Here is a 25662-nt window from a genome sequence, read left to right as displayed (position 1 = left end):
TTGACGTTACTCACTTTTCACAGCTGTTTTGGATGAAAGATATCGTTCTCCACAAAATAGGAGGAACAGTATTATCCAGATAGATTTCTCCAGCGATGTTTCCTGTAGCGGCAGGACAGCCGGTTTAACAGCCACCGCCCGTGGCGGCAACACGAGTTGCCGTATATCGATACTACGGCGGTCATGTTGTTTCGCCGTAGTGGCCGAAAACATCAGCTCCAGCAACGTCTCCGGAAATTCGCCGCTCCAGGGTAGCTCGTTCCATGCCGGATCTATATGTGTATAGAGATGATCTTTTGTCAGCAGCGGCTCACCGTAGCTGTCCAGCCACAGGGCGCCAATTGTGTCTTTAACCGGCAGGCGCTGAAAAACATGAATCGGGGTATTGCCGATGGTGGTAGATACAGCCTGTGGTTTGCCGGTGGCATAACGGATAGTCCTGCCCGCGTTCATGCCGGCAGGCACCGGGCTGTCCGACAGCCACCAGAGCCAGTCCTGCGAAGCAGGGATAGCGGTTGTCTGTCGAACGACCAGCAGGTTTATTTTCCTGTGGGTATATTGCTGTACCGCTTTCAGCGCCGCCTCGAGGTAGCGTGCATCTTCCGGATACTTATCTGTATAAATGGTACAATGTAAGGTGGTAGTATCCGCTTTCCCGGGCAGGGTATCGTGAAAGCTGAAAACAGTGCCGGAGGGAGCGCTCCTGCCCTGTCGGACACGCAGGCTATCGTTATCCAGAAAATACGTATAGTCGTTCCAGTTAATAACCGAATCGGCCGGTGTCATGGTTTGCCAGTGCAGCGTCAACGCCACTGCCGGCATCGGTCCGGAGAAACGGGCGAGGCGGTTGCCCGTGAACAGGTATACCGGCAAATCAGCGGGCACCCTTTGGGACAGCGTCCGTAGTAGTTGCCAATAAGAGGCGGTGGATGTGTCAGGCGCCAGGTCTTCCGGCCGGCGCAGCCGGGAGAAGCCGGTATCTGCGGCGTGCAGCTGAAAACCAAGCTGCAACAAAGAATCAATCTGGTGGCGAAAAGCCGGATATGCAGCCTGCTCCGTTACCACCCAGCCTTTCACGGTACGGGTAGTCAGCGGCTGACGCCATACCGGTTGAGACAACAGCAATGCCATCAGAATGATCAGCAGACAGCGTAGTATTAACAGCCACCAGTCGGACAACCGCCAGCTGCGGGCATGCCGGACGGAAGCAGCTGAAAGCAGTTGCACGCTGCTGATTTTAAGCACCTTTCCCGGTCGACGATGCCACAAATGAATGAACACCGGAACAGCTATTCCGGCGGCCAGTGACATCCATATGGGTTGTAGCAGGTGCAGCACAAATATTTTGCTATTTTTTTATTTTGTTATTTTCTCATTTTGTTGCGCTGGTTCAGAAAATCGCGCAAAGCGGTATCCAATGGCTCCTGTAGCAGGAGTTGCCGGTAATAGATACCCCGCTGCAACAATTGTGTACGCAGGTGATCGTTGTATTGTTCAAACTTTGAAGGATAGTCGGTATCCGCAACGCCCGTCAATTCCAGCCGTTGGCCGGTCTCCAGATCTTCCACCGCATCGTAGCCCCGGAAATCGCCGCGGCTTTCTTTATCTCCCAACAAATGAAACACAAGTATCTCGTGACCCAGGGCAGATAAGGTCTGCAGCAGCGTGGTGATTTCGCCGGACTGCTCGTAGTAATCGGTGATGAAAACCAGCAGCTGCCGGTTATGCGGGCCACTGAAGAGATCACGGTAACGGGCCGGCACTGTGAAAGTACCACCAGGCTGTATTTTCTCCAGCTGATAATACAAGCGGGCCATGTGTTGTGCTTCCCTTCTGGCGGTCATCGTATACAGGCCACCGTTATGCAACACTGCCAGCCCTGCTGCATCGCCCTGCAAATGGGCGAGATAAGCGAGAGAGGCCGCCAGATAGCGGGCATAGTTTATTTTGGAAATTCCATCTTCCGTGTGCAACATGGAATTGCTGGCATCTATCAGAAAGCTGATATCGATGCTGGTTTCCATTTCCGATTCACGGATATAATATCGGTCGGAACGGGCATACATTTTCCAGTCGAGCCACCGGAGGTCATCTCCCGGCTGATAGCTGCGGTACTGGCTGAATTCCAGCCCCGCCCCTTTCACTCTGCTGGCATGCATACCGGCCATAAAACCGTCCACCGCTGTTTTGGCAGCGAGTGGCAGATCTTTGATAGCCAGCAATACTTTCGGGTCCAGCAGGTTACTCATATCAATCAGGATAAGCGGGTGGCCGTTCGTTCTATTTGTTGTAACAGTTTCTCCGTGACTTTATCAGGATGTACGCCTTCTGCTTCTGCTCTGAAATTCATGAGGATGCGGTGGCGTAATACGGGATAAGCCATAGCGGTGATATCAGCTGTGGTGACAGCATAGCGGCCTTGTAACAAAGCGTGTGCCTTCGCGGTGAGGACCAGTGCCTGTCCCGCTCTGGGACCGGCGCCCCAGCGTACCCATTCCTTTACGTAATCGACAGTAGTGGTATCGGGACGGGTATTACGTACCAACCGGCTTACCCAGGCTACCAGGTCCGCATCGATGGACACCTCCCGCACCAGCTGTTGTAATTGTTTGATATCATTGGCATCCAGCACCGGTTGCACGTCAACTTTACGAGTGCCGGTAGTGCCGGTGAGGATCGCGGTTTCCTCCTGCTCGGAGGGATAACCTATTTTGACATACAACAGGAAACGGTCCAGCTGCGCTTCGGGCAATGGATATGTACCGGACTGTTCTATCGGGTTCTGGGTGGCCAGGATAAAAAACGGTCTGTCCAGTGCGTAGGTTTGTCCGGCGTAGGTAACTTCAAACTCCTGCATCGCCTCCAGCAGTGCGGACTGCGTCTTAGGCGGCGTACGGTTGATTTCGTCAGCTAATATAATATTGGCGAATAAGGGGCCTTTGTTGAATTTAAAAAACCTTTTACCCGTGGCATGATCTTCTTCCAGCACTTCTGTGCCGATGATATCGGTGGGCATCAGATCGGGGGTGAACTGTATTCTGCGGAAAGACAGGTGTAATGCCTGTGACAGTGTGCGGACCATCAGTGTTTTGGCCAGTCCCGGCACCCCTTCCAGCAGGCAGTGACCTCCGGCCATCATGGCTACCAGTACCTCGTCCAGCACGGCTTCCTGGCCAACAATAACTTTTCTGATTTCCTGTTTAAGCAGCGGCAACTTTTCCAGCAATTGTATACCCATTTGATTTCGATCTGATTTTGGCATCGGGTTAGTAAATCTCCCGCAGGTTTCTTCTCTCGCAAAATAACCAAATAATAAATTAGTAAATAACGAAATAAAAATATGAAATTGAAGAAAAATTAGACTGACGGCAACAGCCAATGATAAACGCATGCAAGGGAATACATTTACATTTGTGAGATTAAGATACCGGTCGGGCGACTGGGACACTGATCAGCGGATGCCTTCCAACCTGCTCAATTCACTGATTGAATACACCACCATCCCGGTGGCCATGCAGGAGAAGGTAATTGATCTCAGCAGCAGCGAGCTGTTTCAATATCCGTTTTGTTATCTCAGCGGGCATAAGCTGGTACAGTTTGATGCGGCAGAAGCGGCCAACTTCAAACAGTATGTCAATCGGGGCGGCTTTATTTTTGTGGATGATTGCAACCACGACATCGACGGGCTGTTTGCCCGTTCTTTTGAAACGCAGATGGGGCAATTATTTGGGCCGCATGCCTTAAAAAAGATCCCTTCCTCCCACGCTGTTTATAACAGCTTCTTCAAATTTGAAAAAGGCCCGCCTAATACTTCTTTTGAGCTGAACGGCTGGGGCGACGACCTGGTACATGATTACCTGAAGGCCATTGAGGTCAATGGCCGTATCGGGGTATTGTACAGCAATAAAGATTACGGCTGTGAATGGGATTATGATTTCCGGAACAAACGTTTTCTGGCAGAGGACAACACGAAGTTCGGCGTGAATATTATTGTATATGCGTTGCAATAACCACTGATGGTCAATCATCCGCAAGATGTTCGGAAGGCAGATTCCAGGTTGTACGGCCTCTGATGGAATCAACTATTACCGGTGGCGTGAATTTGGGCCGTGGTAGCAATTTCTCTCCGGACATCAGCCGGACAATTACCTCCTTATCTCCCTGCAAAATGGAAGATTCTCCGCAAAAGAAAGCAGCTGTCATGACCAGGGGATCGTGGATTCCTTTTTTGCACATTTCTACGTCTTCTGTTTCATCGGCTCCAAATATTGAATTAGTAGGGCAAAATAACGGTGTAGTATATACGATACCCGCTTTCAACACCCGTTTTTCCATGAAGCTGCCGGATAGTTCTCTGGCTAGTGCCGCATCAGGGTCTTCAACAGCAGCGCTCTTTCCCAGTTGCTCATAACGTCTTTCTATATTGTGTTGCACCACACCAAAATAAATACAAAAGCAGGTAACGATCGTCAAAGATATCCCAGCTCCCAACAGAAATGCCCGCCGGTACCGACTGTGCGGCCAAAGCATATACCTGATCGTGCGCCAGTTATACCAGGTTAATACCAGGGGGGCAAATGCCGTCAAGGAAATCCCGAAAAGAAAGGAGACCATTAACGCGAACGGGTATACGGGAAGCAGATACATCATGAGATACAATAAAACCCAGGTACTGATGCCTAACACAAAAGCCTGTATTTCCCTGATATGTTCCGGCATATCATCGAAGTAAGACAACAGGAAAGTATTCAACCATATCAACAGCAACGCGATGACATACCATCCTGCCGGGGATACAAACGCCCGGTAGATGGTACTGTTCACCCACAGCGCCGAAAGCATGAACATACAAAGCCATACAGCTGTTATTTTCCGCCTGAGCGGACTTCCCCGTTTTAATCCCTTCATGATAACCACCGTCACCAGCCAGGCCACATTTAACACCGTCAGGAATATGACTTCCCTCACCAGCCCGTTTTCATGCCATACATAGTAGAACAGTAACCAAACAGCGGAGTAAGCGGCTAACAGGAAAAGACCAATGCGGTAAATAACGAGCAACGCGCCCGAGGGATATTCATTCATAATAACGGGATTACGGGGTCAAAGTTATAGAAAGTACTTTGTGTTTCAAAGTAAAATTATTTTTCGGATGCTTTTACGGGGTTTGAGTGGGGAGAACGTTTGAGTGGGGAGAACGTTTGAGTTAGGAGAACGTTTGAGTGGGAAGAACGTTTGAGTGGGAAGAACGTTTGAGTGGGAAGAACGTTTGAGTTAGGAGAAGGTTTGAGTGGGAAGAAGGTTTGAGGTGGGGGAAGATTCGGGTTAAAAGAAAGATTTTGATGGAAAGCATCCTTTCAGGCAGGTACCCAGTAGTGGTACCAGGCCAGATAAATGTATAGAGATAGATAACTATTTTATACGGAAACCATTAACATCACATGAGCATGATAAGAAACGGCACCGCTACTGCATCATCATAGCAGGGAAAATTACGGCATGCGAAAGAAGTGTACCAGTAACGTTTGTGTAGCAATTGATGGATATGTAAAAAGGATTGGAGCTGAATATCCGAACGGATAATGCCTAAAAATTCCGGGAAGGGCGTAAAACCTGCCTGAACATATCATGCTATTGGGAATAAACGCATCCTGAAGCTGACAACAGCTTCCCTGACGCTCACTGAACATATTCGGTGAAACACCGCTCCCTGCCACCCGGAAATGGCGCGGTGAGCGTGTTTACAGAGAACAGGTCAAATGAAATGCTGCCCCATGGCATACCTGCTGGTATTTTTACGCCAACTGTTAATAGATAATTAACATGCTGTATCCTGTTGAGAAAAAACTATACACTTAATTTACATAATTCATTAACTTGTTTTAAAAGCAAACAGCATCGACCAAAAAGAAAAACCAACAACTGTATTTTCCATGTAGATTTTAGCGCTTACATTTTTAGAGAGATGTTAAAGCGGGTCTCCTTAGCTAAATCGATATAGTTAAGGCACAAGCGGCGTAGTATGGTATGTAGGATGTTCAGCGCACAACATCAAACAGGATGAAATAATTGATATCAAATCACTGATAATACGGTGATCGCTATCTGCTGTGGCCAACTGCGGGCATATGATCCGTGACAAACAATATGAACGGTCAGGAGAGCACTTGTTATACAGGCTAACGGAGCCGGTTATGTGAATTTGTATCAATGCAAACCTTTGCAAAAAACTAAAAACCTTATTTATCCCAACGTATAAAAGTCCAACTGCCTGACAGAACGATCCATCATAACGCTTACAAACAGTTTTCATTCACCGCTCATTTCAATTCATTATGAAGTTTTCCTTTCTTAGAAAAACGGGCTTTTTGCTGGCCTTTCTCTGCGCAATCACCGCAGTGGCCATGGCACAAAGAACGATCACCGGCAAAGTAACCGGCGCCACTGACGGTCAGGGGCTGCCGGGCGTGACCATCACCGTGCCCGGTACCAGTACCGGCACCAGCACCGATGCCAACGGCGTGTATAAGTTATCGTTACCCGCCACGGCACAGACGCTCTCCTTCTCCTTCATCGGCTACGAAGCACAGACCGTCACCATCGGCAGCCGGGAAGTGATCAACATCGCACTGCAATCTACCACCAAAGGGTTGGGCGAGGTAGTGGTAGTGGGCTACGGCACACAAACCCGCCGCGACCTGACGGGCACTATCTCTTCCGTGAAAGGCGCCGACATCAAAAACCTGCCTGTCAGCGACGCTGCCCAGGCCATGCAGGGCCGCGTGACAGGCGTAGACATCGTACGCTCCGACGGGCAGCCCGGCAGCTCCCCCAGTATTCGTATACGCGGTACCGGTACCATCAACAACGCGGAACCACTGGTTATCATTGACGGCGTTCCTGCCGGAGGCCTCAGCGATATCAACCCCAACGACATCGCCTCCATGGAAGTGCTCAAAGACGCTTCTTCCTCCGCTATCTACGGTACTCGCGCGGCCAACGGCGTGATCATCATCACCAGCAAAAAAGGCAACTATGGCGAGAAACTGAAAGCCTCTGTGAACCTGTACAAAGGCGTGTCCAACGCGACCCGCTACATTCCGCTGCTCACCGCGCCCGACCTCGTGATGCTCAAAAAAGAACGTTACACCAACGACGGCAAACAAATAGATCCTATCTGGAATGATCCCTACTACGCCCAACAGCGGACCGACTGGCAGCGTGCCCTGCTCGGCTCCGGCCAGGTGACCAACGCTGATGTGAGCCTCCGTGGTGGCAACAGCACCTCCAACTATCTCTTCAGCGCCGGCTACTACGATGAAAAAGGTATTATCGAAAACACCTACTTCAAACGGTACACCGTCCGCATCAATTCAGAACATAAACTGGGCAAACGGTTGAAAGTTGGCGAGAACCTACAGCTGACCTACCGTCAGAACGAAGGCTTCGATACCTACTCTTCCCAGACAGGCCTTATCTTCAGCGCGCTGCGCTTCAATCCGGCCATTCCCGTATTTAATCCGGACGGCAGCTACGGCTCCTCTAAAGCCAGCAATGAACTCGGGGATATCAACAACCCGGTATTCACCGCACAAACCACCGACGGATGGGCCAAGAACTACCGCATGCTGGCCAACGTATATGCTGAACTGGAAATCCTGGACGGCCTTACCCTGCGCGGCAATTACGGTTATGACGGCAGCATCTACAACCAGTCCAACTTCGTACCCAAAGTACTGGACCAGACACGTACCCGTGACCGCGCCCAACTGTGGAACCGCAGCGAGTCCAACAGCTCTCAGCTGAGTGAAGTGTTTCTTACCTACAACAAATTTTTCCATCAGCACCACGTCACCTTCACCGGCGGTTACTCCCAACAGGAGGCCAAAGGCTATTTCTTTAAAGGCGAACGCTGGGGCTTTGCCGACGAATCACCAGACGTACGCGTGCTCGATAACGGCAACGAAATCCACGACGCCAGCGGCAACTTCAACCCACAGAATGCTATCGCATCGGGCTTCGTAAGAGGCTTCTACGGCTTCAAAGAAAAGTACCTGCTCACCGTTACCTTCCGTGCCGACGGATCTTCCCGCTTTGCACCAGGCAAACGCTGGGGTTACTTCCCCGCTTTCTCCGCCGGATGGCGCGTTTCGGATGAAGCATTCTTCAAAGACAATGTGAAGTTTGTCAGCAACCTGAAAATCACCGGCGGATGGGGCCAGCTGGGCAATCAAAACGTACGCGATTTCCAATACCTCGCACCGGTGAACAAAGACAGACGGTACAACTTCGGCGAAAGCCCTTATGTAGGCATCTGGAATTCCCGTCTCGCTAACCCCGCCATCACCTGGGAGAAAGCCGAAATGACCAACATCAGCCTGGAAGCCGGTTTCTTTGAAAACAGGCTGAACGCGGTGATCACCTGGTTCAATAAAAACACCAGAGACATGCTGGTGCCCGCCGCAGCCATGGACCTGCACGGCACCGCTTCTATCCCCGACCAGAATATCGGTCAGCTGAACAACAAAGGCTGGGAGCTGGAAGTAAGCTATCAGGGCGGCAATGAACGCTTCCGCTACAACCTCTCCGCCAATGCCTCCTTTATCAAAAATACCGTTACCCGTCTCTATGAATCCGGCTCCTACATCTCCTCTACCAACTATGGCCGGCAAAATCAGGAGATATCCCGTACGTACGAAGGACAGCCGCTGGCATCTTTCTATGGATGGAAAACAAATGGTATTTATCAAACCCAACAGGAAATCGACGCCGATCCTTTTATCGCCAAAGATCCCAACAAAGGCAACATCAAACCTGGTGATGTACGTTTTGTGGACATCAACGGCGACGGTATCATCAATGAGCTGGACCGCACCAATCTCGGCGATCCCAATCCCCGTGTAGTATACGGTTTCCAGGCAGGTGCACAGTACAAAGGGTTTGACCTGAGCCTGTCTTTCGCCGGCGTAGGCGGTATCAAACTCTATAACGCCGATAAGATGCAGGGCATGGACCCCACCTATCCGTACAACATGTATGCTGAAGCGCTCCAGCGCTGGCATGGCCCGGGTACCAGCAACAGCGTGCCGCGCATGAGCCTCTCCAGCGACAATAGCAACAACCGTACTTCCGACCGCTTTGTGGAGAAAGGTGATTACCTCTCCCTCCGCAATATCGCGCTCGGCTATACGATTCCGGCTAAAGTATGGGGCCGTACCGGCATCTCCGATGTACGGGTATATGTGGCCGCACAGAACCTGTTTATCCTGACCTCCTACTCCGGGCTTACACCACAACTGGGTTATAACGATGCCACACAGGACGGTAACCGCCAACGCGGCGTAGACGTGGCCGCCTATCCGCAGGCAAGAACATTCACTTTTGGCGCTACGCTCAACTTCTAAAAATGACGACCATGCAATCAATGAAACATATACTGCTGGCCGGCCTTACCGCCGCCACCTTTTTATCCGGCTGCAAAAATGTGCTGGATGTACAGCCGCAGGGCAACTTCACCACCGGCAACTACTGGCGTAATCAGGACCAGGCGATAGAAGGCATCACCGGCATTTACAATATTCTGCTGGAAGAAGATTTTACCGGGTTTAATGAATTTGTTTTTGATAACTGCTCCGATGATCAGGTACGCGGTGGCGACCACGATTATGACGACGCCATCGAAGCATTCACCTACGACGCCTCCACTCCTACCGTCCGTGCCGGCTGGCGATGGAAATATGAAACCATCAACCGCGCTAACAGTGCGCTGATCAATATTCCGAAGATCACCACCATTGACGCCGCCATCAAACAACGCTGCCTCGGAGAAGCCCATTTCCTCCGCGCTTACGCTTACTGGCGCCTGTTGCTGATATACGGGGAAGTGCCCATTATCACAGAAGACGACGTGACAAAAGTCAACTACAACAAACCCAAAGTGAGCGCCGACGAGTTACGTAAACAGATAGAAGCCGACTTATTACTGGCTGCCGACGAACTGCCGGAGACCTACGGCGAAACCGATAAAGGTCGCGCCAGCAAAGGCACTGCATGGGGGCTGCTCTGCAAACTGTACATGGAGTGGGGACAGCTGGACAAGGCCATCACTGTAGGGAACAAGGTGATCAACAACGCCAACTATGCGCTCGCCCCACGGTACGCCGATAATTTCAGTGTAGCCACCGGCAACAACTCCGAGATGTTGCTGGCCGTACAAACCGTTGATGGTTACGGTTATTCTGACTTCGTCACCTACCATGCACCACGCAAATGGAATGGCTGGAGCTTTTTCTATCCCACCAAAGGTTTGGTAGACGAGTTTGAACCCGGTGATCCACGGAAAGAAATCTGTATCATGGCGCCCGGCGACAAAGTCAATATCGGTACCGGTATAGAAACCGCTACCGCCGACCTTTCCTGGTCCGGTTATCATTACAAAAAATTCTGCGCCTGGAAATCATCCGGTGGCCTTAACTATTCCCTTAAAACCCCGCTCATGCGCAGCGCCGATATCTGGTTGCTGGTAGCAGAAGCGAAGATACGGCTCAACGGCCCCGGTGCCGGCGATGTAGAGATACAAGCCATACGCACCCGTGCATCTGCCACCCTGCCAGCGGTACACAGTGCCGGTATGAAAGAGCTGATGCATGAACGGCGGGTAGAACTATGTGGAGAAAACGAAAGGCAGCAGGACCTGCTGAGATGGGATAAAGCGAAGCTGATTGATATAGTGGCCATCAACAATCAGCCTAAACTGGCTTATGATGGAACGGTGATGAGCAGAGGAGGTTCGCCACGCAAATTTATACGGCCGAAACATTATTATTTCCCGATGCCACAGACGGAGATAGATAAGAGCAAAGGCACGCTGGTACAGAATCCGAATTACTAAAAATTAAAACGGTGTTGTAGTTTTCCACTGCAACACCGTTTTTTCTTTTATTATTTGGTGGAGAATTTATACACCGTTGTTTGTTGATAGGTTTCTCCCGGTTTTAAAATGACACTGGGGAAATCAGACTGGTTGGGGGAATTAGGGAAGTGTTGCGCTTCCAGGCAAAGCCCCGCATGTTGCACATATTTTTGTCCGCCGCGGGTATCAGCCAGTGTACCATCCAGGAAGTTACCGGAATAGAACTGAACACCCGGCTCCGTTGTAGACATCTCCATGAAACGTCCGCTGGCAGGGTCATAGAGCGTAGCGACTGTTTCCAGATTACCGGCTGGTTTATCCAGCACAAAGTTGTGGTCATATCCTCCTTTCACCGCAGCGATATCTTTTCCTACTTTTTTAGGGGTAGTAAAATCCATCATGGTGCCTTTCACCGGCTGCAGTTGACCGGTAGGGATCAGTTTATCATTCACCGGCGTATAGCGGCTCGCTTTCAGTTCCAGTTCCTGGTTCAGGATAGTGCTGTCCTTTCCGCCGGAGAGGTTAAAATAGCTGTGATTGGTGAGGTTCACCGGCGTGGGTTTGTCGGTGGTGGCGGTGTAATGGATCTTCAACGCATTGTCCGGCATGAGGGTATATAACACGGTCGCTTTCATTGTACCGGGATATCCTTCTTCCCCGTCTTTGCTGGTATATTCCAGTTGCAGGGAACTATCACCCGACTGTGCGGCAGACCAGATCACTTTGTCAAATCCTTTAACGCCACCGTGCAGCGTATTGCCGTGATCGTTAGGTGCCAGGGTGTAATCCTTACCATCCAGTTTGAATTTGGCATTCGCGATACGGTTAGCATACCGGCCTATCAGCGCGCCGAAGTAAGGCTGTCCTTTTTGCTGATAACCGCTGAGCGAGTCGTAAGACAATACCACATTGGCTTTCTGCCCTTGTTTGTCCGGTGCGATGATATCTGTGATGATACCACCATAATTCAAAATTTTCACTTCCATACCGGCAGCGTTGCGGAGGGTGTATTGTAATACCTCCTGTCCGTCTGTCTGTCCATAAGGATGTGCGGTAGTGGCGGTAACAGCGGCGGCCGTATCAGCGCCGGTCTTACTGCTTTCTTTAGCTGTGTTAGTCCCATTGCAGGCGCCCAACAGGGCAGCGCCCGAGATCATCAGGGCAGAGAGCCCCCTGAGGTTGATTTCCATAACGTATATAAGGTTAAGTGAATAGTATCGTTAAATATCGTGATAATTAGGGAAAAGAAGAAATGGGGAGATGTTAATTATTGGTTGCAGGACCAGGTGAATCATTTATGAAAAATATTGTATTAACAAGAAGCAGGTTACAGGAGTCGCAATTTGTGGGTATTATTGGGTGCCAAACATAATTTTTTAGCCATTATTTGTTAACTCATGTCAACACTGACCAAATATCGTATTGAAGTACCTATTGACAAATTAACCAACAGTATTGTCAATACCATTTCCGGAGACAGTTTTGAAACTTTAGTCCATCCTGTAAACAAAGCAGATTTAAGAACGATTTCGACTAAAACAAGTTGGAAATTTGACTGGAAAAAGGAATTCCGTTTAAAAGACAGAATAACCTATAAGCTGACGATCATCGATAATCATGAAGTTGTTCAGGGACTCATGAGTTTAAGTGATTGCGGGAACCATTACTATATTCATCTAATTGAAAGCGCCCCCTTTAACACCGGAAGTCCCAAGCTTTATGAGGGAGTTCCTGGTAATCTTTTCGCTTTTGCCTGTAAGTTATCACTGGAACAAGGCTATCAGGGTTTTGTTGCATTTGCTTCCAAAACGCGCCTTATTTCCCACTATGAAAAAAGCCTCGGGGCAACGCATATTGGTAACCATAAAATGATTATCTTTCCAGAGAATGCTGCCATTCTCATTAACAAATATTACAAATAATGACATATGGGATACATTAAAGAAGCGAAAGGAGTTGATTGGGTAGTTGATCCCAAACCTTTGACTAATAAAGATCGTCAAATAATCAGTGAAGCCATTCACTATTATAAAAGTACCGGCCGCAAATTGAAGCCTTCTCACAAGAGAACCGATAGCAGCGATAAAAAGGCAAGGTAGCGATACTCTTGTATTTTCGTCGTACCTCTCCCACAAACCTGTTTTTCTCCGCCTGAACCCTTAATTTTGGCCTTCGAGAAAAACGTAATATGAAACATATTGTCCTGGCTAGTACGTCCACCCTCTATGGGGAAGGTTACCTGGCTTATTTACAACCGGTGATGAAAACATTATTTGCCGGTGTCAGCGAAATTATTTTTGTGCCGTTTGCCCGTCCGGGAGGCATTTCCCATGATGAATACACGGCAAAGGCCGCAGCGGCTTTTGCACCGTTACAGATACAGGTAAAAGGGCTGCATACTTTTGCCGATCCTGCCGCGGCCATTCAGGAGGCACAAGGCTTTTTTACCGGTGGCGGCAATACTTTCCTGTTGGTGAAAGAGCTGCTGGAACGCGGACTGATGGACAAACTGAAGGCTGCCGTGGAAGCAGGCCGTCCGTATATGGGATGCAGTGCCGGCAGCAATATCGGTGGTGTTTCCATGCAAACGACCAATGATATGCCGATCGTGTATCCGCCCGATTTTCGGACCATGGGACTGGTGCCGTTTAACCTCAACCCGCATTATCTCGATCCTATCCCCGATCTGCCACATATGGGCGAAACACGCGAAACGCGTATTAAAGAATTCCATACCCAGCATGCCACGCCGGTATTGGGCCTGCGCGAAGGCGGCTGGATACTGGTAAAGGGCGATCAGGTTACGCTGGAAGGCCGACCCACTGCCCGCGTGTTTGAAGCCGGTAAAGCGCCTTACGAAGTAGATCCCGGCAGCAGCCTGAATTTTCTTCATTAAAAGATAAAAACGAACGGTTATTCGCTTATCTTTGTCGCGTTATGCGTGTAAAAGACGAGCAAAAAGCCGCCCTTATTCAGGAAAAGGCCATCGAAATGATCGTACGCGAGGGTTTCGATGGCCTCAGTATGCACAAACTGGCCAAAGCGGTCGATATATCCGTATCTACGATATACATCTACTTCAAAAACAGGGAAGACCTGCTGAACCAGTTGTACATCGATGTCATGGCGGTGTTTGTCCGTGAAACGCTGCAGGACTTTGATCCGGAGATGGACTTTGAAGCAGGGCTCTGGTTGCAATGGCGTAACCGTTTCCGTTATATCCAGCGATATCCGCTGCATTACCTGTTTTCCGAACAGTTCCGTCATTCACCGCTGATCCGCCATCCGGCCATCGGAAAAGATGCGTTCAGGCAGGCGATGCAACAGTTTACGGCCAATGCCATCCGCCGTAAACAGATCCCTGAACTTCCGGTAGAAGTGTACTGGGCGTTGGCTTATGGGCCGTTTTATACGCTTGTCGGCTTCCACGTGCATAACAACCCTTTCTTCGACAAACCGTTCAAATTGAGTGAGGCGTTGCTGAAACAAACTTTTGAGCGGACCATCTTATCATTGAAAATTGTTTAACCCCTTATGACCACTACTTTATACCGCCCCGTAGGAGAAGCAGAACTACTGCTGATCGAACAATCCGGCTGGAAACGATTTCCACCCCGCCTGCCGGAACAACCTATTTTCTACCCTGTGATGAACGAAGCATATGCCGTGCAAATCACGACCGAATGGAACGTACCAGCTTATGGCAAAGGCTATGTGACCCGCTTTGAAGTCGACTCCGATTTTCTGAAAGCTTACCCCGTGCAGAACGTGGGCGGCGTTATTCATGATGAATTATGGATACCGGCAGAAGAGCTGGAAGCCATGAATGATCATATTGTGGGGTTGATTGAGGTAACGCACCGGTACGAGTAAGTTCACTACTGAAAGATCTGATGTTGCTTTTCCCGGGCAACAAAAATAAATAAGGCCGGAATCGCTTCCGGCCTTCTCTTATTATAATTACTTAGCTACTTCTATCTTCACTTTCTTGTTCTTTATCCGCTCGTCTTTGACCAGCTGCAAAAGATGAGAGGCTTTGGATTTCACAACCGCCACAAAAGAGAAGAAGTCCTTCACTTCTATCAGTCCCACATCTTCTTTCTTCAGCATGCCTTTTTTGGTCAGGAAGCCGACGATATCAATTTTATTGACTTTGTCTTTTTTCCCTGCGGAGATGTACAACGTTGTCCATTTGGGCTTCTGCGGCAGAACAGCTGTCTCCGGCAGTTCGATGGTTTCTATCTCTTCGGTGACGTAAGGCATCAGTTTCTCATCCGGCGCCAGGATGACGATGGCGGTGCCACTGGCTTCCATTCTGGCGGTACGGCCGTTGCGGTGTGTCCAGCTGTCTTCTGTATGTGGCAGGTGGAAATGCACGATATAGCGGATATTGGGGATGTCCAGTCCGCGTGCGGCCAGGTCGGTGGTAACGAGGACGTTTACCGTGCCGTTGCGGAACTTGCACAGGGCCGCGTCGCGGTCGCGCTGTTCCATCGCTCCGTGGTAGAACTCGTTGAGGATACCTTTTTCGCTCAGCATGGTGCTGGTGCGTTCCACCGCATCGCGATGGTTGCAGAACACGATAGTAGAGCGGTTGCCGAGGTGGCAGATCAACCGGAAGAGGGTATCTACCTTATCATTTTCCGGCGACAGCACCTGTTTGTAGGCCAGACGGGCCTGCGGGGTGCCATCTTCCGGCAGGAAGTTCAGCTTCTGCGGCTCGTTCAGCTGCACGAAGTCGGGTATTTCCACCGCTTCTGTAGCGGAGGTGAGTATCCTTTTCTTCACATTCGGCAGCGATTCAACGATGAAGGCCACTTCTTCCTGGAAGCCCAGTTCGAGGGTTTTATCAAATTCGTCGAGCACCAGCGTCTGGATGGTGTCGGTCGTGATATTGCCTCTGCGAATATGATCACCAATACGGCCGGGGGTACCTACAATGAGGGCTGGTGGCTGTATCAGGTTGTTTTCTTCCGTTTCCCGGAGGTGACCGCCATAGGTGGCCGTAATTTTATGGCCGGTGCCCATCAGTTTAAACACTTTTTCTATCTGTAATGCCAGCTCACGGGAGGGCACTACGATCATAGCCTGTGTTTTTTTCAGGTCCGGGTCCAGCCGGTCGAGCACGGGCAACAGGAAGGCGAGGGTTTTACCGGAGCCGGTGGCGGACAGCAGGATAACGTCCTGCTGTTGTTGGTTGGCGGCTACTGATGCCTCCTGCATTTCGTTGAGCGCGTCGATCTTGAGATTGGAAAGAATATTTCCTAATGAGTATGTTCCTTTTTGCATTTGCGGCAAAAGTACGAAAATAAAAATTGGCGCTGCCTTTACCGTATCGATTCACTGAAAGGGTCTGGCAATACCCAGCGGGCCTTGTAGATCTTCAGTCCAGCCTGCATAAACACCCGTTTTCCCTGTGCATCCAGCACCTCGTCTGTCCACCAGGATACCTTGGGCTTGCAGACGATCACCGGATAGCCCGCCGGCCCGGATGACACACTTTTGATATTGTCCTGTATCACTGGTGCGACAGATAGTTGCCGGGTGTTGACATCAAACTGATAAACATGGGTGGTATTGGTCAGCCACAGGTTGCTGGTACCATATTCCGGGTACAGGTCATGCGCTTCCGTGCCGGGCAGCTTCATAGCTGCTTCGTGCAACAGGTCCGGCGCCGCCTGGTTATCGTTATAGCGGTATACGATCATGCTGTCCATGGCCGCTGTCCATAGCCGTTTATGTGCCGCGTCCCACACCACGTTATGCCCAAAGGCCACCGGTATCTTTTTCGTATAGGCATTGGCATTATATCCCGTGGTGTCTGTCTTAAACAACATCAGGTAGTTGCCCGTGCTGGAAGCGCTGACAATGTTACCGTCCGGCAGTATAGCGGCCGAGTGGGTATTACCGCCGGCATATCCGTAGAAAACCGTCTTTTTATCAGCGATACGGATCAGCGCTACGCCGCCTCCGGAGGCTGTCATCAGGATGTATTTCCCTTTGTACACCGCTTTGGCTTCGCTGGGATTGTTGAACCATTTTACATGTTCCGGTAATACACCGCACAGGGCAGGCTTCCATTCCCAGATGATTTCCCCGGCAGAGACATCAGCGATTGCAATACGGTGCTGCGCCTGTTCGGCCAGCACGATGCAGCGCTGACAGCCGGCAACAGCCGTATCTGGCGCGGCAGTACACATCCCCCGTAAAAAAAATAACACCCCTAAAATCTTCAGAAATTTGGTCATTTGGTTACTTTTAGCTCTTCAAACGTTTAAATTTTATGAAAACACTTCCATTCTTTTTGTTGCTGGCCGCCGTGGTGAGTTCCTGCAGCCAGTCGGGCAGCCAAGCTAATAAAAATACCGACAGTTTAAAAACTGAGGTGACCAGCGGTAATAGCGACGCCTGTTTCCTGAAAACCACCGGCAAAGACAGCGTAATGCTGCAGGTACATATTCAGGATACCAGCATCAGCGGAGATCTCAGCTATCGTTATTTTGAAAAAGATAAAAATACCGGTACCATCAGCGGCAGTATCCGCAACAATATTATCCATGCGCAATACACTTTCATGAGCGAAGGCACGCAAAGCACCCGCCCCGTTGTGTTCAAGCTACAGGACGACAAAGCGTACGAAGCGGTGCCCGACAGCATTAACCCCGAAGGCATCCCGGTTTTCTCTGCCAATGATGCGACATTGAAATTTGATGTGGAGCCGCTTGCAAAAATTTCCTGCAAGTAAATAGGGGTAGATAGATAGTCAGGTGTCGATATCGAAACTGAATATTTTTTTTCGATATGGTACACCTACTTTCCAGCATTCAGACACGGCTTATCAAAAAGCCGGTATTTAATAAACCTGCTTATTGGCTGCTGCCCGGCCTTTTATTATTGGCCGGCAGTGCCAAAGCGCAGCTGGGCGCCAGCAGTCTCAATGGTCCGGGCATTGCTATCAATGCCGATTATCAGCCTTCCAGTCATTATATACGTCCGGAAGATTCCCTCAAAATGCCTGCCACTACGGTGCAACGCCGTTTCACACTGGGAGCGGGTTTCACGCTCTCCCAAAAGATAGATACTGCCACCGGTAAGATGCGTATGTGGAACCTCGGCGTGATGGGCAGCTACACCAGTTTTTCCAATAAGGACTACGAACAGCATATATTCCCGAAAGAATTATTCGGCGGGGAAATAGCGCTGCAACATATGCGTACGCTCAATCCCAAGTGGAGCCTGATGGGCATGGTGTCTGTAGGATTATATACCGATATGGAGAAAATCACCTACGAAGATGTTTTTATCACCGGCGGTGTAATCTTCATCCGCAAGATCAACTCCAAATTAAACCTTGGCGTGGGCGCCGCCCTCACCAACAGTTTCGGTACGCCCATGGTATTGCCCGCCCTGCTGGTACAGTGGCGCACCGGCAACAAATTCAGGGTGGATATCAACTTCCCCGAAAAACTCAGTGTAAGCAGCTCCCTCAGCAAATACGACGACCTGGCGCTCGCTTTCCGCTTCAACGGTGGCGCCTATGACGTAGAAAACAGAGCTGATGGCAAACGCCTGATGGGCTATCAGGAAATGAGCCTGGGCCTGGAAAACACCCTGCATCTCAGCAAAAAAATCGACTTTAACCTCGCTGGCGGCACGGTACTGCTGCGTTCCGTTACCTTCAGGGACAAGAAGCTATCAGACATGTTCTCCACCCGTCCGGAACACCGGCTGGCGACGAACCTATACATCAGCGCGGGTATCCGCTGCCGGTTCTGAGATTATAAGCGATGATATAAAAAGAAAGAGGCTGCCTCCTTCGAGACAGCCTCTTTGTTGGCTTATAAAAAAGTATCCACTAGAACTTGTAAGAAACAGTGCCCACAAACTGGGTAGGCGGAATCGGGTTGATGCTGTAGTTTTCGTGCACGTAGTAGTTGTAAGTATTAGTTACGTTAGACACTTTACCCATCACCGCAAAACGTTTGAAAGTGTAACCAGCGCTGAGGTCCAGCGTGGTATAACCCGGAACAGAAATCATACGGTCAAATGTCTGCGTCTGACCAACGGTATTGTTCCAACCGGCAAAACGCTGACCGATGTAATAGAAACCTGCACCCAGTTTCAGGCCTTTTACAGCTGACTGCTGGAAGGTATAGAAAACGCTTGCATTGGCAGTATGGTTAGGATTACCCACCAGACGCTGACCCGCAATCACAGAACCTTTAGAGTTCGGCGTATTTTCAACAGTCATGTTGTTGTAGCTGTAACCACCAATTACGTCCAATCCTGGCAACGGATGCCCGGCGATGTCCACTTCTATGCCCTGGCTAAGGGTTTCGCCGATCAGGGATTTGATATTGGTGTTATTGTTTTGTGTACCATCAGCAAGGAACGGAGCCGTTTGTGCGTAGTTGTTGTTACGAATACGGTACGCTGTCACGTTCACAGATAACAGACCTTTAAAGAAATCATTTTTCACGCCCACTTCATACTGATCTATGATAGATGGTTTTACGGGTTGACCGTAAACATCCTGACCGGTATTCGGCGTGAAGGAAGTAGAGTAGCTGGCAAACAGCGCAGTAGTAACGACTGGTTTGTAGACGATACCAAAGCGAGGAGATACTGCATTATCATACTTACCTTTTGCAGCCCCCAATGTTTTACCATCGTTCTGGAAATTATAGGTGACCGGTATTTCACTCTGGAGATAAGAAACACGCACACCTGCCAATACTTTCAGTTTTTCGGAGATGCTTACCAAATCCTGAACATAGGCCCCTACTCTGTTGATAGGCACGTTGTTAACAGTCAACAGCGTGTCGCCCGGACGGTCCGTACGCAGGGTATATTTATTAGGGTCCAGCACATTCATCTGGTCATAGATATAAGTACCGTTGACTTTCGGTGCAGCGAGGCCATACGCGTAGGTACCGGTTACATAACGATCAGCGTCTATGCCAGCCAGCACGGTATGTTCTACTGAACCGGTTTTGAACTTGCCGGTCAAATCTACCTGAGCGGCATAATAGTCTTCGCTGGTTGCGTTGCGGCCCAGCGGGCGGCTCCAGTCACCAGCAGCATTTGCCTGGATTCTTTCAATAGAATAATAATCCCGGGCATATTTGGAGTAAGACACCAGTCCATTGACAGACCAGTGCTCGTTGAATTTATGTTTGATGTTGGCAGAAGCGGTAGACTGCTGTGTGTGGGCATACTGCCATGGCGCACCGTAGAAAGTATTGCGGGCCGCTTTGTTGATCAGTGTATCACCGATAGAACCCAGGCCGAAATCAGGGGTGAAATCGTGCTTCAGGTAATCGCCCTGTACCAGTAATTCGGTACGGTCGCTCAGTTTGAACAACAGGGACGGGTTTACATAGTATCTTTTGGAATGTACCTGATCGCGGTAGCTGTCAGCTGTTTCGAAGGTACCATTTACGCGGTAAGCTATTTTAGAAGAGATAGGGCCATATACATCGAAAGCGGGTTTCAGCAGGCCATAGCTGCCGGCTCTCAGGTTTACTTCCCCACCGAAGTTAAATTTCGGCTGTTTGGTCACCATGTTCATTACCGCGCCGGGTGCTACGTTACCATACAGGATGGCAGCGCTGCCTTTGAGGATTTCCACTCTTTCGAGGGAGCTCATTTCAGGCATGGCACCGGAGTTTACGCGGGTACCGTTTTTGAACATGTTGGTGCTGGAGAAACCATAACCACGGGCATTGAAGGTTTCCTGTGTACCAGCGCGCTGAGAAGCCATATATACGCCGTTCACATTTTTCACCACATCGCTGAGGCGTTGCGCCTGCTGATCCTCCAATACTTCATGACCAATAATGGCCACGCTCTGGGGCAGGTCCATCACCGGTACCGGCAGTTTGCCGATGGATACCGGTTTGCGGTTGATAGTACGGGTACGGCTCCCGTCTACTACTACTTCATTCAGCTGGCTGGCGGTATTCTGCAGGTCCAGGTGGATTTCCACAGACTGATCAGGTGCTACAGTCACTGTTTTCTGGATAGGTTGACAACCAGTACAGGATATCACGAGCGTATATACGCCCGGCTTAACGTTTTTAACAGTGAAAGTACCGTCTTCATTAGTAACGGTGCCTCTTTTAGTATCTTTCAGTCCAATTGTAACAAATGCTGCAGGCTCGCCATCGGCAGTATTGATTTTACCTTTGATAACACCGTTTTGCGCCATAGCGGCCACGCTCATCAAAACAAAACCAATAAGGAAGTATAACTTTTTCAACGCTCAATAAATTTTGCGCAAAGGAACGTCGGGTCCGGTTTATATCACGGGCGAATCGGGAAAACCATTTACGCAAAGCGGAAAAATTTTCACTTAAAAACTACATTACATTAATATTCAATAGTTTACATATTTAACAAATATCAGGAACCGATGATAGGTCCCTGATATTTTCCGGATTGGATCATTCCTGATTCCGGATTCCTGCTATTTTTCCGGATGGGATGGTTGCTGATCCCAGATGCCGGATGCGGCAGTAGTGCGTGCATAGGCTCCGAAATCGCGGGGAGCCCTTTTGAGGGCGCGCTGTACCCCGTCGGTCAGGCTTTCATTGCGGCCATCGAGCACTTCGGAGAAAAGGTAGGATATCAGCCACACGTGGTCATCCGGGAGGCCATATTCCTTCAGCATGTTGGTGTAGTCACCCAGGCTGACAGGCTGGTAGGCGATCTGCCGGCCGGTTGCACTGGCCACTTCGGCTACTGCTTCCGCGAAAGTCAATAAGCGGGGGCCTGTCAGCTCATACAGTTCCCCGGCATGCCCTTCTTCGGTGAGGGCCGCCACCGCTACGTCAGCGATATCATCTGCATCGATAAAAGGTTCCCGCACACCATCGGCCGGGAGCGCCACAAAGCCGGCCTGTATGGGTTCCAGCAGATAACCCTCGCTGAAATTCTGGCTGAACCAGGCGCAGCGGAGGATAGTCCATTCCACACCGGCCTTTTTCACTACCTCCTCACATGCTTCTGCTTCATGTTCGCCACGGCCAGACAGTAACACGATCCGCTCTACGCCTACCGCGACGGCCTGTTGCACAAAGGCATGGATGATATCTGCCGTGCCAGGCACTGCTAGATCAGGATAGTAGCTTAGATATACAGACGCAATACCCTCCAGCGCAGCGCGCCACGTAGCAGAATTTTCCCAGTCAAATGCCGGCGTACCGGAACGGGAGCCAATCCGGAAAGGCCATTTCTTTTCCTCTAACAGTTGCGCGATTCTGCTGCCGGTTTTACCGGTACCTCCTAATATTAAAACGGGTGCTGTTTTCATGGTATGTTTGTTTTTATATGTCAAAACTAGCACACCGGGCTACCGGAAAATAGAACAAAACCGACAGGCGAGTTTTTTTTCACGCAGAGCGCGCAGAGGTATTTGGAAAAATAAGTAAGAGCGCAGAGGGGCGGAGATTATGTTTTGTCTTTTCACGCAAAGGCGCAAAGCAACAAAGCAGCAAAGAAAATAAAGAAATAAAGGTAATTTGTTGTTTATACTATAGTGTGATAGGTGTGTTTATACTATAGTGTAGGGAATATTTTTCTTTGTCTTCTTTGTTTTCTTTGCTGCTTTGTTGCTTTGCGCCTTTGCGTGAGACAAACAACAAAATGCTATCTCCGCTCCTCTGCGTTCTTACTTATTTTTCCAAATACCTTTGCGCGCTCTGCGTGAAAACTTCCGTGGCGGGCAACCGGTTGAAGTAAAATATCCCGTTCTGCAATTGCCCGTCGCAGGCCTTTGTCAGCACCCTTTTGAGTGAATCCACTTTCTGAGGGTATTGTGCGGAGAGATCTTTTGTCTCCCTGTTATCTGTTGGCAGATGATATAGCTGGAAGATATTTTTATTATCCAGCAGATAGGTGCGAAGTTTCCAGCCATCGCGGGTGACCAGCGCGGGACCCATAAATGAGGAGAACACCACCTGATCACGGGGTATCGCCTTTTTCCCCAACATAGATGGCAGATAGGAACGACCATCTTTTTGATCAGGCACCTGCACCTGCAACAGATCTGCCATCGTGCTCAGCAGGTCGTAACCGGCTACCAGATTACGGTTCACCGTTCCTGCCGGCACTTTGCCAGGCCAATAACAGATAAAAGGCACTCTTACACCGCCTTCCCAGTTAGTTTCCTTCAGTCCTGCCAGACCGCTGTTGCCGTTAAAGATATCCGCCCCGTTATCACTGTAAAAACGGGTGGTGATATTATCGACACGTGGCTGTTTCCCTTCATAATACAACCAATGCCCGTTGTCTGAACCGAAGATGATCAGGGTATTCTTTGTCAGTCCCAATGAATCTATCAGGTGAATAAACGTTCCTACGTTGTCGTCCACCATTTTTACCATGGAGGCGTACATCTTCTGGCGTTCGGTCAACTGATCATTGTGCGCGAATGCCGGATCGATGGCGGGTACGGACACCGGTCCGTGTGGCAGGTTGGTCGGATAATAGAGGAAGAAAGGTTTGTCTTTATTGCCGACAATGAATTGGCGTGCTTTTTCCATGAACAGGTTTTCGGCATACTGCGGTTTTTCTTTCCCGTTCAGCAGGGCGGCACTATCCGGATAGGAGTCTGGCCGTGTATTACCGGCGATGCGTACCGGCGCTCCGTTTTCAAACATGACCATGGGATAGAAGCCGTGGCACATGCGATGATCGAGGTAGCCGTAGTAGTAGTCCCACCCGTGGGCGGCCATCTGCCTGCGTGATGTGGCGAAGCCCCATTCCAGTTTACCGATTTCGCCGGTCACATAACCTGCTTTTTTAAACACCTGTGGCAGCACCATGCCCGGATGCTCCGACTGTTCAAAGGGCGCGAGGCGTTCGTCTACTTCCGGCAGGGTAAGCTTCCCTTGCAGATAATTGATATAGATACCGGCGCGGTTGAGAGCAAACTTTCCTTTTCTCACATCGCTGTAACCCGTGAGCATACTGGCCCTCGCGGGGGCGCAATACATGCTGCCGTAGCTGTTATCAAAGCGCATACCGCCGCGCGCCAGCAAATCGATGTGAGGCGTTTGTACGATCTGCTGACCGTAGCCGGACAACATACCGCGGCCCATATCATCAGTGTAGATAAAGATCACATTGGGCCGGGGCGCTTTCCCCGACTGCGCCGAGGCGGCGACAGCAACGAGGAAAGCGCTCAGATATAACCAATACTTTTTCATGGGCAATATTTTTAGCGGCTGCGGCCACTGTTCCGGATCGTTTCCAGCATGGACGACATCTCCTTCACTATGTCAGGATGCGCGGCTGCCATGTTGTTTTTTTCACCCAGGTCATTTTTCAGGTTGTACAGCTGTGGAATAGTATCCAATCCGGATTCAATATTCACGGCCTCAAACAGTTTAGGTCCACGCTGCGGTGCAATATATTTCCAGTCGCCTTTGATGAGCGCGAGTGTATTGGCTTGCTCCACAAAACTGCTGCGTCCCTGCTGTGATTTACCGAGCAGGGTGCTCAGTATGTTCCAGCTGTCCGGTGCATCGCTTTCGGCCAACGGCTGGCGGAGCATGGCTGCAAAGGAGGCCAGCAGATCGGCCTGACTTACCAGGGCGCCGGAAACACCGGGCTTCACGGTACCGGGCCAACGAACAATGAAAGGCACGCGGGTACCGCCTTCGAGGATGCTGTATTTACCACCGCGCATAACACCTGCCGGCTGATGTCCGTTTTGCTGGGCAACGGCGCCGTCCAGATAACCATCATCCAGCACAGGACCGTTGTCGCTACTAAAGATGATGATGGTATTTTTAGCGATGCCGAGGTAGTCGAGGGTCTTCATGATCTCTCCTACTGACCAGTCCAGCTGCATGATCACGTCACCACGGTAGCCCAGTTCACTTTTCCCTTTGAAGCGGGTGTCCGGCATGCGTGGCACGTGGATATCGCTCAGAGCCAGATAGAGGAAGAAAGGCTGACGGCGGTGTTCTTCGATGAAGTGCTGCGCCTGGTTCACAAAATCACCTGCCAGGGATTCGTCTGTCCAGCGGGCGCGTTGGCCGCCGGTCATCCAGCCGATGCGGCCGATGCCGTTCACGATCGTCTGATTATGTCCTTGTCCGGGCGTGGAATGCATTTTGAGCAGTTCCGGATTTTCTTTGCCGGTAGGTTCGTTACCGATCTTATGCTGGTAGTTGACCTGTATGGTGTCTTTCGGATCGAGGGCTACCACGCGGTGATTTTCTACATATACCGTAGGCACCCTGTCGGCCGTCGCGGGGAAGAAGAACGCGTAGTCGAAACCTGTTTCCAGCGGACCAGGTTTGATTTCCCCGTTCCAGTCCGGTTCTCCCTGTGTGCCCAGTCCGAGGTGCCACTTACCGATGCAGGCCGTACGGTAGCCTGAGCGCTGGAATACCTTGCCCAGCGTGGTGCGGTCTGTTGGCACAATCAGGGCCGCGTTGCCGGGGAGAATGTTTGTTCCCTTTTTACGCCAGGCATATTCACCGGTGAGGATGGAATAACGGGAAGGCGTACACGTAGCCGCTGTCGCGTGGCCGTTAGTGAATCGTATCCCCTCCGATGCCAGTTGATCGATATGTGGTGTTTTCACACGGGTAGCGCCATTGCAGCTGATATCCCCATACCCCAGGTCATCTGCATAGATGACGATCACATTGGGTTGTTGTCCTTTCTGTTGCCCTTTTACCGCCGCATGGGCCACGCCCATCAGGACGGCGGTAAAGAGTAATTTTTTCACGTAA

At 50.2% G+C, this 25662-nt stretch carries 20 protein-coding genes; 9 read left to right on the top strand and 11 right to left on the bottom strand.

The genetic code is table 11. The annotated features are described in order from the left end of the window. Positions 1-6: 6 nt before the first annotated feature. The 3 genes from ICL55_RS21810 to ICL55_RS21800 are packed head-to-tail and all read right to left on the bottom strand — an operon-like array spanning position 7 to position 3238. Positions 7-1338: a BatA domain-containing protein gene (locus tag ICL55_RS21810; RefSeq protein ID WP_188101314.1), complete on the bottom strand. Its 1332-nt coding sequence runs from the start codon at positions 1336-1338 to the stop codon at positions 7-9. A 26-nt stretch (positions 1339-1364) separates the two neighbouring features. Continuing rightward, on the bottom strand, positions 1365-2249 hold the full coding sequence (locus ICL55_RS21805) for a DUF58 domain-containing protein (protein WP_223151543.1): 885 nt from the start codon (positions 2247-2249) through the stop codon (positions 1365-1367). Positions 2250-2254: 5 nt separating this feature from the next. After that, positions 2255-3238: an AAA family ATPase gene (locus ICL55_RS21800; protein ID WP_223151542.1), complete on the bottom strand. Its 984-nt coding sequence runs from the start codon at positions 3236-3238 to the stop codon at positions 2255-2257. A 175-nt stretch (positions 3239-3413) separates the two neighbouring features. Here ICL55_RS21800 and ICL55_RS21795 point away from each other — a divergent pair, with 175 nt between their 5' ends. Then, on the top strand, positions 3414-4010 hold the full coding sequence (locus ICL55_RS21795) for a DUF4159 domain-containing protein (protein ID WP_223151541.1): 597 nt from the start codon (positions 3414-3416) through the stop codon (positions 4008-4010). Between the two features lie 10 nt (positions 4011-4020). Here ICL55_RS21795 and ICL55_RS21790 read toward each other — a convergent pair whose 3' ends face one another. Next, positions 4021-5085 (bottom strand): hypothetical protein, encoded by a 1065-nt coding sequence (locus tag ICL55_RS21790; RefSeq protein ID WP_188101308.1) that lies wholly within the window; start codon positions 5083-5085, stop codon positions 4021-4023. Between the two features lie 1319 nt (positions 5086-6404). Between ICL55_RS21790 and ICL55_RS21785 the strand changes: the two genes are divergently transcribed. Next, entirely contained in the window at positions 6405-9404 is a 3000-nt protein-coding gene (locus tag ICL55_RS21785; protein WP_188101305.1) for a SusC/RagA family TonB-linked outer membrane protein, read from the top strand. Between the two features lie 11 nt (positions 9405-9415). After that, the gene (locus tag ICL55_RS21780; protein ID WP_246496479.1) at positions 9416-10891 is read left to right on the top strand and encodes a RagB/SusD family nutrient uptake outer membrane protein; all 1476 of its coding nucleotides are present in this window, start codon (positions 9416-9418) and stop codon (positions 10889-10891) included. A 50-nt stretch (positions 10892-10941) separates the two neighbouring features. Here ICL55_RS21780 and ICL55_RS21775 read toward each other — a convergent pair whose 3' ends face one another. Then, positions 10942-12102: an aldose epimerase family protein gene (locus ICL55_RS21775; RefSeq protein ID WP_188101301.1), complete on the bottom strand. Its 1161-nt coding sequence runs from the start codon at positions 12100-12102 to the stop codon at positions 10942-10944. Between the two features lie 207 nt (positions 12103-12309). Between ICL55_RS21775 and ICL55_RS21770 the strand changes: the two genes are divergently transcribed. From ICL55_RS21770 to ICL55_RS21755, 4 genes are all read left to right on the top strand, one after another. Further along, the gene (locus tag ICL55_RS21770) at positions 12310-12834 is read left to right on the top strand and encodes a hypothetical protein (RefSeq protein WP_188101299.1); all 525 of its coding nucleotides are present in this window, start codon (positions 12310-12312) and stop codon (positions 12832-12834) included. Between the two features lie 266 nt (positions 12835-13100). Further along, the gene (pepE, locus tag ICL55_RS21765) at positions 13101-13808 is read left to right on the top strand and encodes a dipeptidase PepE (RefSeq protein ID WP_188101297.1); all 708 of its coding nucleotides are present in this window, start codon (positions 13101-13103) and stop codon (positions 13806-13808) included. A 41-nt stretch (positions 13809-13849) separates the two neighbouring features. After that, entirely contained in the window at positions 13850-14440 is a 591-nt protein-coding gene (locus ICL55_RS21760) for a TetR/AcrR family transcriptional regulator (protein ID WP_188101295.1), read from the top strand. A gap of 6 nt (positions 14441-14446) precedes the next feature. Then, the gene (locus ICL55_RS21755; protein ID WP_188101292.1) at positions 14447-14785 is read left to right on the top strand and encodes a hypothetical protein; all 339 of its coding nucleotides are present in this window, start codon (positions 14447-14449) and stop codon (positions 14783-14785) included. An 87-nt stretch (positions 14786-14872) separates the two neighbouring features. Here the strand turns inward: ICL55_RS21755 and ICL55_RS21750 are convergent, their stop codons facing one another. Then, the gene (locus tag ICL55_RS21750) at positions 14873-16201 is read right to left on the bottom strand and encodes a DEAD/DEAH box helicase (RefSeq protein WP_188101290.1); all 1329 of its coding nucleotides are present in this window, start codon (positions 16199-16201) and stop codon (positions 14873-14875) included. Between the two features lie 38 nt (positions 16202-16239). Next, positions 16240-17160, bottom strand: coding sequence for a DUF6528 family protein (locus ICL55_RS21745; RefSeq protein ID WP_188101287.1), 921 nt, complete (start codon positions 17158-17160; stop codon positions 16240-16242). Between the two features lie 35 nt (positions 17161-17195). On the opposite strand from ICL55_RS21745, the gene ICL55_RS21740 reads away from it, so the two are divergent. Then, on the top strand, positions 17196-17657 hold the full coding sequence (locus ICL55_RS21740; protein WP_188101285.1) for a hypothetical protein: 462 nt from the start codon (positions 17196-17198) through the stop codon (positions 17655-17657). A 56-nt stretch (positions 17658-17713) separates the two neighbouring features. After that, a complete protein-coding gene (locus ICL55_RS21735; protein ID WP_188101282.1) occupies positions 17714-18688 on the top strand; it encodes a DUF6268 family outer membrane beta-barrel protein in 975 nt (324 codons plus the stop codon). A 79-nt stretch (positions 18689-18767) separates the two neighbouring features. Here the strand turns inward: ICL55_RS21735 and ICL55_RS21730 are convergent, their stop codons facing one another. From ICL55_RS21730 to ICL55_RS21715, 4 genes are all read right to left on the bottom strand, one after another. Then, positions 18768-21173: a TonB-dependent receptor gene (locus ICL55_RS21730; protein ID WP_246496477.1), complete on the bottom strand. Its 2406-nt coding sequence runs from the start codon at positions 21171-21173 to the stop codon at positions 18768-18770. Positions 21174-21380: 207 nt separating this feature from the next. Then, positions 21381-22226: an NAD(P)H-binding protein gene (locus tag ICL55_RS21725; protein WP_188101280.1), complete on the bottom strand. Its 846-nt coding sequence runs from the start codon at positions 22224-22226 to the stop codon at positions 21381-21383. Between the two features lie 361 nt (positions 22227-22587). Continuing rightward, complete coding sequence (locus tag ICL55_RS21720; protein ID WP_188101278.1) at positions 22588-24123, bottom strand: sulfatase-like hydrolase/transferase; 1536 nt, start codon at positions 24121-24123, stop codon at positions 22588-22590. 11 nt (positions 24124-24134) lie between these two features. Continuing rightward, complete coding sequence (locus tag ICL55_RS21715) at positions 24135-25658, bottom strand: sulfatase family protein (RefSeq protein WP_343067843.1); 1524 nt, start codon at positions 25656-25658, stop codon at positions 24135-24137. Between the last annotated feature and the right edge of the window lie 4 nt (positions 25659-25662).

The sequence above is a fragment of the Chitinophaga varians genome, from assembly GCF_014529945.1.
GTDB lineage: Bacteria > Bacteroidota > Bacteroidia > Chitinophagales > Chitinophagaceae > Chitinophaga > Chitinophaga varians.
The sequence above is the reverse complement of the archived record's forward strand: the minus strand, read 5'-3'. Positions and strand labels throughout refer to the sequence as shown.

Excerpts from the sequence above, each read along its gene's own strand:
- ICL55_RS21805 (WP_223151543.1), bottom strand. The coding sequence starts at position 2,249 with ATGAGTAACCTGCTGGACCCGAAAGTATTGCTGGCTATCAAAGATCTG.
- ICL55_RS21800 (WP_223151542.1), bottom strand. The coding sequence starts at position 3,238 with ATGGGTATACAATTGCTGGAAAAGTTGCCGCTGCTTAAACAGGAAATC.
- ICL55_RS21790 (WP_188101308.1), bottom strand. The coding sequence starts at position 5,085 with ATGAATGAATATCCCTCGGGCGCGTTGCTCGTTATTTACCGCATTGGT.
- ICL55_RS21785 (WP_188101305.1), top strand. The coding sequence starts at position 6,405 with ATGGCACAAAGAACGATCACCGGCAAAGTAACCGGCGCCACTGACGGT.
- ICL55_RS21780 (WP_246496479.1), top strand. The coding sequence starts at position 9,416 with ATGCAATCAATGAAACATATACTGCTGGCCGGCCTTACCGCCGCCACC.
- ICL55_RS21775 (WP_188101301.1), bottom strand. The coding sequence starts at position 12,102 with ATGGAAATCAACCTCAGGGGGCTCTCTGCCCTGATGATCTCGGGCGCT.
- ICL55_RS21770 (WP_188101299.1), top strand. The coding sequence starts at position 12,310 with ATGTCAACACTGACCAAATATCGTATTGAAGTACCTATTGACAAATTA.
- pepE (WP_188101297.1), top strand. The coding sequence starts at position 13,101 with ATGAAACATATTGTCCTGGCTAGTACGTCCACCCTCTATGGGGAAGGT.
- ICL55_RS21760 (WP_188101295.1), top strand. The coding sequence starts at position 13,850 with ATGCGTGTAAAAGACGAGCAAAAAGCCGCCCTTATTCAGGAAAAGGCC.
- ICL55_RS21755 (WP_188101292.1), top strand. The coding sequence starts at position 14,447 with ATGACCACTACTTTATACCGCCCCGTAGGAGAAGCAGAACTACTGCTG.
- ICL55_RS21750 (WP_188101290.1), bottom strand. The coding sequence starts at position 16,201 with ATGCAAAAAGGAACATACTCATTAGGAAATATTCTTTCCAATCTCAAG.
- ICL55_RS21745 (WP_188101287.1), bottom strand. The coding sequence starts at position 17,160 with ATGACCAAATTTCTGAAGATTTTAGGGGTGTTATTTTTTTTACGGGGG.
- ICL55_RS21740 (WP_188101285.1), top strand. The coding sequence starts at position 17,196 with ATGAAAACACTTCCATTCTTTTTGTTGCTGGCCGCCGTGGTGAGTTCC.
- ICL55_RS21735 (WP_188101282.1), top strand. The coding sequence starts at position 17,714 with ATGGTACACCTACTTTCCAGCATTCAGACACGGCTTATCAAAAAGCCG.
- ICL55_RS21725 (WP_188101280.1), bottom strand. The coding sequence starts at position 22,226 with ATGAAAACAGCACCCGTTTTAATATTAGGAGGTACCGGTAAAACCGGC.
- ICL55_RS21720 (WP_188101278.1), bottom strand. The coding sequence starts at position 24,123 with ATGAAAAAGTATTGGTTATATCTGAGCGCTTTCCTCGTTGCTGTCGCC.